This is a genomic window from Mesorhizobium sp. KR1-2 (assembly GCF_040045035.1).
Classification (GTDB): domain Bacteria; phylum Pseudomonadota; class Alphaproteobacteria; order Rhizobiales; family Rhizobiaceae; genus Pseudaminobacter.
Genome location: NZ_JBDZDS010000003.1, coordinates 138,025 through 152,586 on the forward strand (window position 1 = coordinate 138,025; position 14,562 = coordinate 152,586).

The 14,562-nt window shown below is 66.6% G+C and carries 13 protein-coding genes and 1 tRNA gene; 13 read left to right on the plus strand and 1 reads right to left on the minus strand.

The genetic code is table 11. From position 1 onward, the window contains the following. The first annotated feature begins 32 nt into the window (after positions 1-32). The 7 genes from ABLE85_RS08390 (at position 33) to ABLE85_RS08420 (ending at position 6,373) form a co-directional block, all read left to right on the plus strand. Positions 33-416: a methylglyoxal synthase gene (locus ABLE85_RS08390; protein WP_348792259.1), complete on the plus strand. Its 384-nt coding sequence runs from the start codon at positions 33-35 to the stop codon at positions 414-416. Between the two features lie 20 nt (positions 417-436). Beyond that, positions 437-1,462, plus strand: coding sequence for a glucokinase (locus ABLE85_RS08395; protein WP_348792260.1), 1,026 nt, complete (start codon positions 437-439; stop codon positions 1,460-1,462). Between the two features lie 170 nt (positions 1,463-1,632). Beyond that, on the plus strand, positions 1,633-3,480 hold the full coding sequence (locus tag ABLE85_RS08400; RefSeq protein WP_348792261.1) for an ABC transporter ATP-binding protein: 1,848 nt from the start codon (positions 1,633-1,635) through the stop codon (positions 3,478-3,480). Next, a complete protein-coding gene (dapB, locus tag ABLE85_RS08405; RefSeq protein WP_348792262.1) occupies positions 3,477-4,298 on the plus strand; it encodes a 4-hydroxy-tetrahydrodipicolinate reductase in 822 nt (273 codons plus the stop codon). The genes ABLE85_RS08400 and dapB overlap by 4 nt, the downstream gene beginning before the upstream one ends. 31 nt (positions 4,299-4,329) lie before the next feature. Beyond that, positions 4,330-4,950, plus strand: coding sequence for a 2,3-bisphosphoglycerate-dependent phosphoglycerate mutase (locus ABLE85_RS08410; RefSeq protein ID WP_348792263.1), 621 nt, complete (start codon positions 4,330-4,332; stop codon positions 4,948-4,950). A 340-nt stretch (positions 4,951-5,290) separates the two neighbouring features. Next, positions 5,291-5,375 (plus strand) — tRNA-Leu (locus ABLE85_RS08415). 425 nt (positions 5,376-5,800) lie between these two features. Then, complete coding sequence (locus ABLE85_RS08420) at positions 5,801-6,373, plus strand: DUF3592 domain-containing protein (RefSeq protein WP_348792264.1); 573 nt, start codon at positions 5,801-5,803, stop codon at positions 6,371-6,373. A 318-nt stretch (positions 6,374-6,691) separates the two neighbouring features. Here ABLE85_RS08420 and ABLE85_RS08425 read toward each other — a convergent pair whose 3' ends face one another. Next, positions 6,692-7,582, minus strand: coding sequence for a GntR family transcriptional regulator (locus ABLE85_RS08425; RefSeq protein ID WP_348792265.1), 891 nt, complete (start codon positions 7,580-7,582; stop codon positions 6,692-6,694). Positions 7,583-7,729: 147 nt separating this feature from the next. On the opposite strand from ABLE85_RS08425, the gene ABLE85_RS08430 reads away from it, so the two are divergent. The 6 genes from ABLE85_RS08430 (at position 7,730) to ABLE85_RS08455 (ending at position 14,561) form a co-directional block, all read left to right on the plus strand. Next, complete coding sequence (locus tag ABLE85_RS08430) at positions 7,730-9,235, plus strand: altronate dehydratase family protein (RefSeq protein WP_348792266.1); 1,506 nt, start codon at positions 7,730-7,732, stop codon at positions 9,233-9,235. Positions 9,236-9,312: 77 nt separating this feature from the next. After that, positions 9,313-10,299 (plus strand): aldo/keto reductase, encoded by a 987-nt coding sequence (locus tag ABLE85_RS08435; RefSeq protein ID WP_348792267.1) that lies wholly within the window; start codon positions 9,313-9,315, stop codon positions 10,297-10,299. Positions 10,300-10,311: 12 nt separating this feature from the next. Beyond that, a complete protein-coding gene (locus ABLE85_RS08440; protein ID WP_348792268.1) occupies positions 10,312-10,761 on the plus strand; it encodes an RbsD/FucU domain-containing protein in 450 nt (149 codons plus the stop codon). Between the two features lie 142 nt (positions 10,762-10,903). After that, a complete protein-coding gene (locus ABLE85_RS08445; RefSeq protein WP_348792269.1) occupies positions 10,904-11,899 on the plus strand; it encodes an ABC transporter substrate-binding protein in 996 nt (331 codons plus the stop codon). Positions 11,900-12,013: 114 nt separating this feature from the next. Then, positions 12,014-13,549, plus strand: coding sequence for a sugar ABC transporter ATP-binding protein (locus ABLE85_RS08450; protein ID WP_348792270.1), 1,536 nt, complete (start codon positions 12,014-12,016; stop codon positions 13,547-13,549). Between the two features lie 37 nt (positions 13,550-13,586). After that, entirely contained in the window at positions 13,587-14,561 is a 975-nt protein-coding gene (locus ABLE85_RS08455; protein WP_348792271.1) for an ABC transporter permease, read from the plus strand. Position 14,562: the final 1 nt, after the last annotated feature.

Sequence of the window (14,562 nt, forward strand, 5' to 3'; positions counted from 1 at the left end):
CAACCGATTTAGCTACAGGAATCGGCTTCAAAGTGGCTTCACCGCTCCGGCTGGCGTTGATCGCGCATGACGAAAAGAAGGACGACATGGTCGCCTTCACGTGCGCTCACGCGCCCTTCCTGGCGGGATGCGACCTGGTGGCCACCGGAACGACCGGCCAGCGCGTCGTCGAAGCCTGTCCAAACCTCGAAGTGCGACGGCTGAAAAGCGGCCCGCTGGGCGGCGACCAGCAGATCGGCGCGCTGATTGCCGAGGGAGCGGTCGACGTGCTGATTTTCTTCGTTGATCCGCTGACGCCGATGCCGCATGACGTGGATGTAAAGGCGCTGATGCGGCTGGCGATCGTCTATGACATACCGCTGGCGCTGAACCACGCCACCGCCGAAATGATGCTCAAGCGGCTGGGTCAGCCGTGAATTTGGGGACGACGAACAGAATGTCTTTTGCCAGCGACGACTATGCCGTGCTGCAGTTTCCGATCCTGATCGGCGATATCGGCGGCACCAATGCGCGCTTCGCCATCATCGTCGACGCCAATTCCGAACCGGGCGAGACGCGCGTCGTGCAGACCGCCAACTATGCCTCGATCGACGAGGCCATCCAGCAGGCAGTGCTGGACCACACTTCGCTGACCCCGCGCTCGGCGGTGCTGGCGGTGGCGGGCCCCGTGGACGGCGACGAGATCGCGCTGACCAACTGCCCGTGGGTGGTGCGGCCGAAGGCGATGTTCGAAACGCTGGGCCTTTCCGACATCGTGGTGCTCAACGACTTCGAGGCGCAGGCGCTGGCGGTGGCCGCACTTGGCGAAGAGCACATGGAAAAGATCGGCGACGGCGAGCCGGAGCCGAATGCCGGACGCGTGGTGCTGGGCCCCGGAACCGGGCTGGGCGTAGCGGGGCTGATCCATGCCTGTCACCGCTGGATTCCGGTGCCGGGTGAAGGCGGCCACATGGACATCGGCCCGCGCACGGCGCGCGACCGCGAGATCTTCCCGCACCTGGAGCCGATCGAGGGCCGCATTTCGGGCGAGCAGATCCTGTGCGGGCGCGGTCTTGTCAGCTCCTACCGCGCGATCGCGGCCGCGGACGGCAAGGAGGCGCGCTTCACCACCCCCGCCGAGATCACCGCCGCGGCGCTGGAGGAGTCGGACGCGGTAGCCGAGGAGGCGCTGGAATTCTTCGTCACCGCGCTTGGCCGCACGGCCGGCGATCTCGCGCTGGTGTTCATGAGCCGCGGCGGCGTTTATCTCACCGGCGGCATCGCCCAGAAGATCGTGCCCGCGCTCAAGCAGGGCAACTTCCGCGAGGCCTTCGAGGACAAGGCGCCTCACCGCGAACTGCTGCGCAGCATGCCGGTCTATGTCATCACCCACCCGCTGGCGGCGCTGAACGGGCTTGCGGCCTACGCGCGCACGCCCTCGCGCTTCGGCGTGGAGACCGCCGGCCGGCGCTGGCGCAAATAGGCTCTCGCCGCGGGGCCGGCATGGCCGGAGCGCTCGCGGCATCGTGGCCACAGCGGCGATGTTTCGCATTCCGGCCATAGGCAAGCCGGCGCGATGACGCTATTAGGATCGCCGGGCGGGTGGCGCAGCGCGCTGCCCTGGCAGCGCAATTGGCACGGACAGATCCGAATTTGAGCCTCTTCAAGAAAAAAAGCGGAACGAAAGCCGAGCCCGGCGAGATCGTCGCCGTGATCAAGCGCGTCCTGGCGGAAAACGGCCGAGAATATGTGCGGTCCTACGTGATCGCGGGGCTGTGCATGGTGGCGGTCGCGCTAACCACGGCGTTTCCGGCGTGGATCATGCGCGACGTGATCGACGACATCTTCTATCGCCAGCGCGCCGACCTGATCACGCTGATCTGCGTGTCGATCGTGGTGGCGTTCCTCATCCGTGGCGTGGCCGGCTATGCGCAGGCGGTGATCCTGGCCAAGGTCGGCAACAACCTCGTCGCCCGCTACCAGCGCCGGCTGTTCGACCATCTCATGAAGCTCGACGTCGGCTTCTTCACCGAAAACCGCTCTGGCCACCTCGCCGCGCAGATCAACCAGAACGTCAGCGGCATTCGCGACCTCTTGTCCATGACGCTGACGGCGGTGGCGCGCGACGCGGTCTCGCTGGTGGCGCTGGTGACGGTGATGATCTGGCAGGACCCGATGCTGTCGCTGCTCGCCTTCCTCGTCGGCCCGCCGCTGGTGCTGTCGGTCAACTACCTGATGCGGCGGCTGCGCGCCGTCACGCGCCAGGCGGTGGAGATCAATTCGCGGCTGATCGGCTCCATGCAGGAGGCCACGCAGGGCATCGCCGTGGTGAAGGCCTTCACCATGGAAGACCAGCTGTCGCGCCGCATGATCCAGATGATCGACCATGCCGAGGAGCGCTCGAACAAGATCGCCAGGGTTTCGGAGCGCATGACGCCGATAGCCGAGGTGCTGGCAGGCTTCGCGGTGGCCGGCGTCATCGGCTATGCCGGCTATCGCGCCACCCAAGGCGGGTCGCTGCCCGGCTCGATCGTGTCCTTCATCACCGCGCTGCTGCTTGCCTACGACCCGGTGCGCCGGCTGGCGCGGCTGCAGGTGGGGCTTGAGCGCTCGCTGGTCAATGCGCGCATGATCTACGAGATCCTCGACCTCAAGCCGCAGCAGGGCGACGCGCCCGGCGCGGTGGAGATCAAGGTCGGCAAGGGCGAGGTGCGCTTCGAAAACGTCTCCTTCGCCTATTCCGAAGACCTGCCGGTCCTGAGCGAGGTGAGCTTCGTGGCCGAGGCCGGCAAGACGACCGCGATCGTCGGCGCCTCGGGCGCGGGCAAGACCACGCTGACGGCGCTGCTGGAGCGCTTCTACGACGTCGACGGCGGCAGGATCACCGTCGACGGGCAGGACATCGCAACAGTGACCAAGCGCTCGCTGCGCGGCTCGATGGCCTATGTCTCGCAGCAGCCTTACCTATTCGAGGGCACGATCGCCGACAACATCCGCTACGGCCGCGCCGACGCGAGCGATGCCGACATCCGCTTCGCCGCCGAACAGGCCGCCGCGGACGACTTCATCCGCCAGCAGCCCGAAGGCTACGACACGGCGGTGGGCGAGAACGGCGTGACGCTCTCGGGCGGCCAGCGCCAGCGCATCTCGATCGCCCGCGCCATCGTGCGCAAGGCGCCGATCCTGCTGCTCGACGAGGCGACCTCGGCGCTCGACAACGAGTCCGAGGCGCGGGTGCAGCAGGCGCTGGCGACCGTGATGAAGGGCAGCACGACCATCGTCATCGCGCACCGCCTGTCGACCGTGGTCAATGCCGACCGCATCGTCGTTATGGAGGCCGGCCGGGTGATCGAGCAGGGCACGCATAGCGAGCTGATGGCCAACCCGCACGGCACCTATGCCCGCTTCCACCGCCTTCAGAACCAGAAGGGGCTGGAACTGGTGGACGACACCGCAACCGCCGCAACGCCCGCCATGAACCCGGAAGGAGAAAACGCATGACCGACATGGGTCTCGTCGTCGTCGGGGCTGCCGGCCGCATGGGCCAGACGCTGATCCGCACCATCCACGCCATGCCGGGCGTGAAGCTGGCGGGCGCGGTCGAGCGCGCGGGCTCCGACCATGTCGGCATGGATGCCGGCGAACTGGCGGGGCTTCGCAAGATCGGCGTGGAGATCACCGACGACCCGCTTTCGGCCTTCGCCAAGGCCGACGGGGTGCTCGACTTCACCGCGCCGGCGGCGACGGTGGAATTCGCCGGCTATGCCGCGCAGGCGCGCATCGTCCATATCATCGGCACCACCGGCTTCTCGGACGAGCAGAACGCGGCGATCGCGGCGGCGGCGCGCCACGCCACCATCGTCAAGTCCGGCAATATGAGCCTCGGCGTGAACCTGCTGGCGGTGCTGGTGGAGCAGGCGGCGCAGGCGCTGGAGCCGGAAGACTTCGACATTGAAATCCTGGAAATGCACCACCGCCAGAAGGTCGACGCGCCCTCGGGCACGGCGCTCCTGCTGGGCGAGGCCGCAGCCGCCGCGCGCGGCATCGAGCTTGCCGAGCACAGCGTGCGGGTGCGCGACGGGCACACCGGCGCGCGCGAGACCGGCGCGATCGGCTTCGCCACGCTGCGCGGCGGCTCGGTGGTGGGCGATCACTCCGTCATCCTGGCCGGCACCGGCGAACGCATAACCCTGTCGCACCATGCCGACGACCGCGCCATCTTCGCGCGCGGCGGGGTCAAGGCCGCGCTCTGGGCGCGCGGCCGCAAGCCCGGCCTCTATTCCATGCGCGACGTGCTGGGCCTTTCGCAGACCCGCTGACCCGCATCTCATCATCCCAAGGGAGTAACATATGTCCGGAACCCTCGTGCTCGTCCGTCACGGCCAGAGCGAATGGAACATGAAGAACCTGTTCACCGGCTGGCGCGACGTCGACCTCAGCGCGCAGGGCGAGGCGGAGGCGAAGGCCGCCGGCGCCACGCTCGCCGCCCGCGGCCTGAAGTTCGACATCGCCTTCACCTCGGCGCTCAAGCGCGCGCAGAAGACCTGCCAGTACATCCTCGACGCCACCGGCCAGAGCGACCTCGAGACGTTCCGTGATCAGGCGCTGAACGAGCGCGACTATGGCGACCTCAACGGCCTCAACAAGGACGACGCCCGCGCCAAGTGGGGCGAAGAGCAGGTGCATGTCTGGCGCCGCTCCTATGATACCCCGCCGCCCGGCGGCGAGAGCCTGAAGGACACCGGCGCGCGCGTATGGCCCTATTACATGCACGACATGCAGCCGCATGTGCTGCGCGGCAAGACCGTGCTGGTGGCCGCCCACGGCAACTCGCTGCGCGCGCTGATCATGGCGCTGGAGGGCATGTCGGGCGACGAGATCGTCAAGCTGGAGCTCGCGACCGGCGTGCCGATCATCTACCGGCTCAACGCCGATTCGACCGTGGCGTCGAAGGAAGTGCTGTCGGCATAAGGACCCGCGTGGGCAAAGGCCCGGCGAATCGAATTCGAAGGCCCGGCCCCTGCGCCGGGCCTTTTTCATTCACATTTGCGTCGGTGATTCGAGCCGGCAAAGCGATTCACCGGCCGCCGCCGAAGCCCCATCGGATGACGCCGGGGAACCCCCGTCCGCCGGTTCCTTCGCCGCCCGACAGCACCCAAAGTGCGCGTTTCCGGCCTTTTTCGGGGGCTGGTCGGGACACCCGGGCGGACACAAAACGACCGACCCACAGCAACTTTCCACTCATTTGCTTTTTTTGCCGAAAAGCGCGTTGACACGGCACCGCTGTCCGCTTACATCGGCGGCACACCTAGCCCAGGTGGCGGAATTGGTAGACGCGCACGGTTCAGGTCCGTGTGCCGCGAGGCGTGGAGGTTCGAGTCCTCTCCTGGGCACCATCTCTTCAGATGGTGATTGATTTATCTGCCTTTTTAGGCTTCCCATCCCACTGTTTACCAAGCGATTTCCCGGCGGGACGGTTTCGTCCTTTTGTCCCGGGATGAGCTCGCGCATCGCTCCCCTTGCGAGGCGTTCCCGGTCTGCAGCTTTCATGTAAATCGACAGCTGGCGACTGCGAACGGGTCGCGCCGTTGGCCGCTGCTGTCATCGCTGCCGCGACCGAACCGCTGCGTTTCTTGTCTGCCCCGAGCAAATGATGCACTCTCCCGAAAGGAGGGATTGGGGGAGAGCGGATGGAACAGGCAGTTCTGGCGCTGGTCGGCGACACGGGGGCCCCGGCATCCCCGCCGCAGCCGGGTTCTGCAACCAATACGACATGCTCATGTGATCCCTTTCGGCTCCCGCCCGGAAAGGACCGCTGAACATGGCGCGCAGAAAACAACCCAATCGTGGCGGCATGGCCTTCGGGCGCAACATCATGGTCCTGGGGATGGTCCCATTCGCGCTCGGGACCTACGCCGCCATTCAGGGCGCGCTGACGCTCTCATGGCCGCGCGTTAACGCAACCATCATCGGCTGCGAGCGGGTCTGGCCGGAAAACGATCGCCGCAATATCGGCACCCCCGACAATCCGAAGGGCTGGAGCACGGCGCACCTCACCTATTTCTATATCGCCAAGGGCCAGGAATACACCGGCTCGGCCGTGCAGCCCTATACTCTCGGGCTCGTCAACGCCGGCCATGACCAGCAGATGTGCCTCACCTACCAGCCCCATCAGGCTGTCGAGATTGCATACAATGCCGACAGGCCGGACATTGCCTATCTCGAACCGGGCCCAAGCCTTCCGGCTCTGATGCTTTCCGGCGTCGGCGCGTTCATGCTGCTGTGCGGCTGGCGGGTCCGGGTGCTCGCAAGCCGCGGCATCGGTACCATGAACGAGGAAGGGGCCACCGAGCACATCAAGCGTGCTCGAAACGCACCAGGCGGATGGTGGTGACCCACGGCCTGGCGCGAAGCGCTTCCGGAGCGGGTCGCAGGCTACTTCTCCCGGGTGTCGTTGCGTCCCGGCCGCTGAAAGGTCAGGAGAGCGACCACATCTCTCATGACCTGGATTATCGCCTTGATCATCAGCTGCAATCCTCCGCGCGTCTCTGCTGTGCGCATGATCGGAGTTCGACGGGCCCGCCGGCTCTTCAGCCACGAGGTTCATGATCGTGCGCAGGTCGAAGGATAGCTATTCACCGGATGCTCCACTTCATCCGACCGGATGAGGGAGACATGATTTTCGTGATTGGGCGCGCAGCCTGTGCGGCGCCTATTGCCAGCTCTCCGGGATCGAGGCGAGCAGCGTCTCGCGCGCCGATTTCAGGTGACGGCGGCATGCCTGCTCGATCGCCTCGGGCCGGCGCGACTTCAGCGCGGCGATGTAGTCCAGGTGCTCGTGCAGGGCCGCTTCATTGCGGGCGCGCTGGCCGGCCTTGTTCCACTGGTAGTGGTAGTGGAAGATCATGGCGATGACGTCGTAGAAATCGACGATGAAGCGGTTGCGCGAGACGCTGTGGACGAGACGGTGGAAGCGCTCGTCCAACTCCGAAAACTCGGGATAGCGCGTTGAAATCTCGGCCAGCAGCGCGCGGTGCTCGACCTCCATCGCGTCGAGCTCGGCCCAGACCGGGTTGTCGGCGTCGAGCGCGGCGAAGGCGGCGACCGAGCGCAACTCGAACATCTCGCGGATCTCGGTCAGCTCCAGCGCGAAGGCGCGGGTAAAGCCCTTGAGCACCCAGTGGCTGTTGCGGCGCTTCTCGATCAGGCCGAAGCGGCTGAAGCGGATCAGGAACTCGCGCACGCTGGTGGTGCCGACGCCGATCTCGCGGGCGAGCTCCAGCTCGTTGATCTGCATGCCGGCCTGGGCGCCCTCGGCCAGCAGGCGGCGCATGAAGGAGCGCTCGATGATCTGCGAAAGGCTGTCGGTCTCATCCTCGGGGAAGAAATCGGCGGGCTCGGGCGCGCGCAGCACCAGCTTGCTGCGCTTGTTCCATTCGATGAGCCCGCACTCCTCCATCCGCGCCAGGATGGAGCGCACCGTGGTGCGGCTGACCTCAAGTGCGGCACCCAGCTCCGGCTCGGAGGGCAGGCTGGCGCCGGCCGCGAGCAGGCCGAGGCAGCGGTTGTAGGCTTCCTTGTAGACGTTGTTCTGTTTCGCCATGACCAGCCCCTCGTCCCGCCGTCGCCGCACGCGGCGCACCCGGCCGCTCCTTACCGGAAAACCGATTGACGGCAAAATGTCTTTTCACGATAAAAGACAAAATCGAGCAGGTTGCAAGTGCCGCCCGCCGCCAGGAGGAGCCCCAGCGTGAACCCCGCCAGCTGCATCGTGCTGTCCGCTTCCGACAATGTCGCCGTGGCCAATGGCCGCCTGGAGCCAGGCACGGCGCTGCCGCGCGGCGGCGTGGCGTTGGAGGCGATCGACCCCGGCCACAAGGTGGCGATCGCGCCGATCGCGACGGGCGCGGCGGTGGTGAAATACGCCCAGGCGATAGGGCGGGCGACGCGCGACATCGCCGTAGGCGAGGCCGTGCATTCGCACAATCTGGTTTTCGAGGCCGGGCGCCTGCCCGTGGTGCCGCCGGCGGCGGCCGTGCAGGCGACCGAGGCCGACCGGGCGCGCAGCTTCATGGGCTATCGCCGCGCCGACGGGCGCGCCGGCACGCGCAACTTCATCGGCATCATCGCCAGCGTGAACTGCTCGACCACGGTGTGCCGGGCGATCGCGGAACATGCAAACCGGACATTGCTGCCCAGATTTCCGGGCATCGACGGCTTCGTGCCCATCGTACACGACCAGGGCTGCGGCATGAGCGGCACCGGCGACGGCATGCGCGTGTTGCACCGGACGCTGGCCGGCTATGCGCGGCACCCGAATTTCGGCGGCGTGCTGATGGTGGGGCTGGGCTGCGAGGTCAACCAGCTGACGCTCTACGGCCAGAAGGGCGTGGCCGCCGGCAAGCGGCACTTCAACATCCAGGAAGCCGGCGGCTCGCGCCGCTCGGTGGAGCGGGCGCTGGGCATTCTGGCCGAGATCGCCGAAGAAGTTGGGCAGCTGGAGCGCGAGCCGATCCCGGTGAGCGAGATCGTGGTGGGGCTGCAATGCGGCGGCTCGGACGGCATGTCTGGCATCACCGCCAATCCGGCGCTGGGGGCCGCGGTGGACATACTGGCGGGCGCGGGCGGCACCGGCATCCTTTCCGAGACCTCCGAGATCTACGGCGCCGAGCACCTGCTCGCATCTCGCGCCGCCACGCCCGAGGTTGCCGAAAAACTCGACGGCTATGTGAAGTGGTGGGAGGACTATGTCGCCATGCATGGCGCCTCGCTCGACAACAACCCCTCCCCCGGCAACAAGAAGGGCGGCCTGACCACCATCTTGGAAAAGTCGCTCGGCGCGGTGGCCAAGGGCGGCCAGACGCCGCTGCGCGGCGTCTACGGCTATGCCGAGCGCGTGACCGAGCGCGGCCTCGTCTTCATGGATACGCCCGGCTACGACCCGGTCTCGGCCACCGGCCAGGTGGCGGGCGGGGCCAACATCATCGCCTTCACCACCGGGCGCGGCTCCTGCTTCGGCTGCCGGCCGACGCCGTCGATCAAGCTTTCCACCAACACCGCCCTCTACCGCGCCATGGAGGAGGACATGGACATCGACTGCGGCCGCATCGCTTCCGGTGAAATCGGGGTGGCCGAGCTGGGTCGCGAGATATTCGAGCTGATCGTGGAGACGGCGTCGGGGCGCAAGACCAAGAGCGAGCTGTTCGGCTACGGCGACAACGAATTCGTGCCGTGGCATCTTGGCGCGACGCTGTAGCGGGAGCATGATGAGCGAGCGGACCCGGGGAACCGGATAATGCTCCTCTGGGAACGGGGTCTTCGGGGAGGGAGTTCATGAAGAAGCGCCGCATCGGCGACACTGCGCTCGAGGTCACCGAGGTGAGCTTCGGCGGCGCGGCCATCGGCGGGCTCTACCGCGCCTGCCCGCGCGAGGCGGCGATGGATACCCTCGAGCGGGCGTGGCAGGCCGGCCTGCGCTATTTCGACACCGCGCCCTTCTACGGCTTCGGCCTGTCGGAGCGGAGGGTCGGCGATTTCCTGCGCGACAAGAAGCGCGGCGACTACGTGCTTTCAACCAAGGTGGGCCGGCTGCTCAGCCCGGTGCCGGACGACCAGGTGCCCGACCTCGGCTATGTCGACCCGCTGCCGTTCCGGGTGGACTATGACTACAGCTATGACGGCATCATGCGCTCGGTGGAGTTCAGCTACGCCCGGCTGGGGCTGAACCTCATCGACATCCTCTTCGTGCACGACATCGGCGTCTACACGCATGGCGTGGAGAAGACGAACATACACTTCCGCCAGCTCATGGAGGGCGGGCTGAGGGCGCTGGAGGAACTGAAGTCCGCCGGCACGATCGCGGCCTACGGGCTGGGCGTCAACGAGGTGCAGATCTGCCTCGACGTTTTGGCCGAGGCGCCGCTCGACTGCATCCTGCTGGCCGGGCGCTATTCGCTGCTCGACCGCTCGGCCGAGGAGAAGCTGCTGCCGTTGTGCCGCGCAAGAAACACCTCGCTGGTGATCGGCGGCGTGTTCAACTCCGGCATATTGGCGACGGGGCCGGTGCCCGGCGCGACCTTCGACTACGGCCCAGCCCCGGCCGAAGTTTTCACCCGTGTCGCTGCGCTGGAGGCCACGGCGCAAGCCCACGGCATTCCGCTGGCGGCAGCGGCCTTGCAATTTCCGCTGCACGAGCCGGCGGTGGCGACGGTGCTGATCGGCACCGCCAAGCCGTCGAGCCTGGCGCGCAACCTCGATCTCCTGAACACCCGCGTGCCCGAAGCCGCCTATGCGGATTTCGAGCCCCACACATTCCGCTGAGGTAGACCAGACATGCTGCGAGGCGTCCACCCCCTGCTCGGGCCCGATCTTCTCCACGCCTTGCGCACCATGGGTCATGGCGACGAGATCGTGATTGCCGACGCCAACTTCCCGGCCAGCACGCTCGGCCGCCCGGTGATACGCGCCGACGGCATCGGCGCCGAAGCGCTGGTGGAGGCGATCCTGACCCACATGCCGCTCGACACGTTCGCGCCGGCTGCCGCCTACCGCATGGCGATGGTGGAGACGCCGGAGGAAGTGCCTCCGATCTGCCTGTCCTTCGAGGAGATCATCGACCGGCTCGCCGGCCCGTTCGTGGTGGCACCGCTGGAGCGCTTCGCCTTCTACGAGCGCGCGCGGAAGGCCGCTTATGTGGTGGCCACCGGCGAACTCAAGCTTTACGGAAACCTGATCCTGACCAAGGGCGTGCTGTCGCCGGGGGAGTTCGAGCCGGCGTGGTGAGACCGGAAAGTGTCTTGCAACCGCAGCGCGATTGAATTAACAAAAACCGTCATTTGTTTTTTATACATAAAATCCGGTTCGATGAGCGCCTGATCGACCCGGATAGAGCAGAAGGGAACAAGGCGCCCCAGGGAGGATGCCAATGAAGCTTTTCACCGCATTCGTCACACGCCGTTCGTTCGTCGCGCTCGCGACGGCCACCGCCATGATGGGGCTTGCCCCGACACTGCCTGCTTCCGCCGCCGACCCGACCATCCCGATCATCGTCAAGGACACGACCAGTTTCTACTGGCAGATCGTGCTCGCCGGCGCCCGCAAGGCCGGCAAGGATCTTGGCGTCAACGTGCCGGAACTGGGCGCGCAGGCCGAGACCGACGTCAACGGCCAGATCTCGATCCTTGAAAACGCCGTCGCCGGCAACCCGGCCGCGGTGGTGATCTCGCCCACCGAAGCCAAGGCGCTCGGCAAGCCGATCGACGAAGCGGCAACCAAGGTGAAGATCATCGGCATCGACTCCAGCGCCGAATCCAACGCCTTCACCTCCTTCCTGACCACCGACAACGTGCAGGGCGGCCGCGTCGCCGCCGACGGCCTGGCCGCCGCCATCGCCGCCGCCAATGGCGGCAAGATCGAGGGCGACGTGGCCCTCATCACCGCCCTGCCCGGCGCCGGCTCGCTGGAGCAGCGCGCCCAGGGCTTCAAGGAGCAGATCGCAGCGAAATATCCAGGCCTGAAGCTGATCGCCGACAAATATGCCGACGGCCAGGCGACGACCGGCCTGAACATCGCCACCGACCTGATCACTGCCCACCCCGACCTGAAGGGCATCTTCGCCTCCAACCTGATCATGGCGCAGGGCGTGGGCCAGGCGGTGGCGGAAAACAACCTTTCCGGCAAGGTGGCGCTGATCGGCTTCGACAGCGACGACAAGCTGATCAAGTTCCTCAAGGACGGCGTCATCTCCGGCCTCGTGGTGCAGGACCCCTACCGGATGGGCTACGACGGCATCAAGACCGCGCTGGCCGCCTCCAAGGGCGAGAAGGTCGAGGCCTTCGTCGACACCGGCGCCAACCTCGTCACCAAGGACAATATGAGCGACGAGAAGATCGCCGCTCTGCTGAACCCGAAGCTGGACTGACAAGCCCGCGACGCGCGGCGGCTTCCGGGCGGGGACGCCCGGAGGCCGGCCCTGCTGCAACAGGTGGGCCAATAACGCGCCCGCAGGCGCAGCATGCCAATCGGGAGGATTGTCATGACCCTATCCACCCTCGACGGCCAGGTTCACCCGGCTCCGTTGGAAACGATTGACGGGCAGCCGATACTCGAGCTGAAGGGGCTCGAGAAGAAATATGTCGGCACCCACGCCCTGAAACCCGTCGACCTGACCTTCAACTCCGGCGAGATCCACGCCATCGTCGGCGAGAACGGCGCCGGCAAGTCGACGCTGATCAAGCTGCTGACCGGCGTCATCTCCCGTACCGCCGGCGAGGTGTTCTGGGACGGGCGCCCGGTGGCGCTGGCCACGCCCAACGAGGCGATCGCGCTCGGCATCAACGCCGTGCACCAGGAGGTGGTGCTGTGCCGCCACCTGACGGTCGCGGCCAACATGTTCCTCGGCGAGGAGAACACCCGCTTCGGCCTGCTGCAGGGCCGCGCCATGGTGCAGCGGGCGCAGCGCATCCTCGACGATCTCGGCTTCGACCTGCCGGCGGATGTGGTGCTTGGCGACCTGACCATCGGCCAGCAGCAGCTGATCGCCGCCGCCCGCGCCACCATACGCGGCACGCGCTTCCTGATCTTCGATGAGCCGACCGCCTATCTCACCCGCAAAGAGACGGAGCAGCTGTTCGCGCTGATCCGGCGGCTGGAGGCCGAGGGCGTCACCATCGTCTATATCAGCCACCGGCTGGAGGAGGTGTTCGAGCTGGCCACGCGCGTTTCCGTGCTGCGCGACGGAACCCTGGTGGGCACCCGCACCATCGGCGAGACCGACGAGGCCGAGCTGGTGCGCATGATGATCAACCGCTCGATCGAGCAGATCTACCACAAGAACCATTTCGAGCCCGGCGCAGCGATCGTCGAGGCGAGAAACCTGTCGGGCAAGGGGTTCGAGGACGTGTCGCTGTCGGTGCGGGCGGGCCAGATCGTCGGCCTCTACGGGCTGATCGGCGCGGGGCGCAGCGAATTCGTCATGACGCTGTACGGACGCGAGAAGAAGACTGCCGGCACGGTGCTGTGGAACGGCGCGCCGGTCGAGATCGCCAGCGAACGCGACGCCATGAGGCTCGGCATGGCGCTGGCGCCGGAGAGCCGCCGCGACCAGGGCCTGTGCCTCAACCTCGCCGTCGGCACCAACCTCAACCTGCCGATCTACAAGCGCATCAGCCGGCACCTGCTGATCTCCGGCTCGCAGGAGGCCGACCATGCCGACCGCCAGATCGCCGGCCTGCGCATCAAGACCGCCGGGCGGCAGGCGCTGGCCTCGAGCCTCTCGGGCGGCAACCAGCAGAAGATCGTGATCGGCAAATGGCTGAACCACGGGGCAAGACTGTTCATCTTCGACGAACCGACGGTGGGCGTGGACGTGGGCACCAAGGCCGAGATCTACCGCCTGTTCTCGACGCTGCTCGCCGGCGGCGCCGGCATCATCCTGATCTCGTCCTACCTGCCGGAGGTCTACGAGCTGGCCGACACGCTGCACGTGTTCCGGCGCGGGCGGCTGGTGGCCAGCCATCGCCACGGCGAGGGCAACCATGAGGACATACTGACCAAGGCAATCGGGGCGTGACGCGCAGCCGCGAGGATAACGAGGGACAAGAACGCCGATGACCATCAGCGCAGAAACGACGACCATCGAGAGGCCGAAGCGCAACTACAGCATCCTGTTCGGGTTGACGCTGCTGGCGCTGTTGCTGCTGTTGTGGGCCGTGCTGGCGGTGGCCACGCCGAGCTTCGCCACCGCCAACAACATCGCCAACCTGATGCGTCAGGGGGCGATGATCGCGATCCTGGCGGTGGGGCAGACCTTCGTCATCATCACCGGCGGCATCGACCTGTCGGTGGGCGCCATCGTCGGCTTCTGCACCGTCATCGTCGCCATGATGATCAACGCCGGCTTCCCGATCTGGGTGGCAGTGCTGGCAACGCTTGCGGTAGGCGTCTGCATCGGCATGTTCCACGGCTTCGGCATCGTCAAGATGGGGCTGCCGCCCTTCATCATTACGCTGGCGACGCTGACCTCGCTGCGCGGCATCGGCCTTCTGATGACCAACGGCAACTCGATCTCGATCCAGAGCGACGCCTTCTCCGAGTTCTCGCGCAACACCTTCGCCGGCATCCCGAACCTGTTCTGGATGGTGATCCTGGTGGGCTTGCCGGCCTATGTGTTCCTGCACCACAGCCGCTGGGGGCGCTATCTGTTCTCGGTCGGCTCCAATGCCGAGGCCTCGCGCCTGTCGGGCGTCAACGTCAGCCGCACCATCTATCTCGCCTACACGCTGTCGGCGCTCTGCGCGTCCTTCGTCGGCGTGCTGCTGGCTTCGCGCATCGGCATCGGCAACCCGACGCAGGCGGAAGGCTGGGAGTTGCAGGCTATCGCCTCGTCAGTGATCGGCGGCACCAGCCTATTCGGCGCCATCGGCTCGGTGCACGGGCCGCTGCTGGGCGCCTTTATCCTGGCCACGATCAACAACGGCGCCAACCTTCTCAACGTCAACTCGTTCTGGCAGCGCATCATCACCGGTGCACTGATCATCGTGATCGTCTATTTCGACGGGCTGCGGCGCCGACGCGGCAGGTGAG

Bases quoted from the DNA above. Each gene is read 5' to 3' on its own strand.
- ABLE85_RS08395 (WP_348792260.1), top strand. From the start codon at position 437: ATGTCTTTTGCCAGCGACGACTATGCCGTGCTGCAGTTTCCGATCCTG.
- dapB (WP_348792262.1), top strand. From the start codon at position 3,477: ATGACCGACATGGGTCTCGTCGTCGTCGGGGCTGCCGGCCGCATGGGC.
- ABLE85_RS08410 (WP_348792263.1), top strand. From the start codon at position 4,330: ATGTCCGGAACCCTCGTGCTCGTCCGTCACGGCCAGAGCGAATGGAAC.
- ABLE85_RS08420 (WP_348792264.1), top strand. From the start codon at position 5,801: ATGGCGCGCAGAAAACAACCCAATCGTGGCGGCATGGCCTTCGGGCGC.
- ABLE85_RS08425 (WP_348792265.1), bottom strand. From the start codon at position 7,582: ATGGCGAAACAGAACAACGTCTACAAGGAAGCCTACAACCGCTGCCTC.
- ABLE85_RS08435 (WP_348792267.1), top strand. From the start codon at position 9,313: ATGAAGAAGCGCCGCATCGGCGACACTGCGCTCGAGGTCACCGAGGTG.
- ABLE85_RS08440 (WP_348792268.1), top strand. From the start codon at position 10,312: ATGCTGCGAGGCGTCCACCCCCTGCTCGGGCCCGATCTTCTCCACGCC.
- ABLE85_RS08445 (WP_348792269.1), top strand. From the start codon at position 10,904: ATGAAGCTTTTCACCGCATTCGTCACACGCCGTTCGTTCGTCGCGCTC.
- ABLE85_RS08450 (WP_348792270.1), top strand. From the start codon at position 12,014: ATGACCCTATCCACCCTCGACGGCCAGGTTCACCCGGCTCCGTTGGAA.
- ABLE85_RS08455 (WP_348792271.1), top strand. From the start codon at position 13,587: ATGACCATCAGCGCAGAAACGACGACCATCGAGAGGCCGAAGCGCAAC.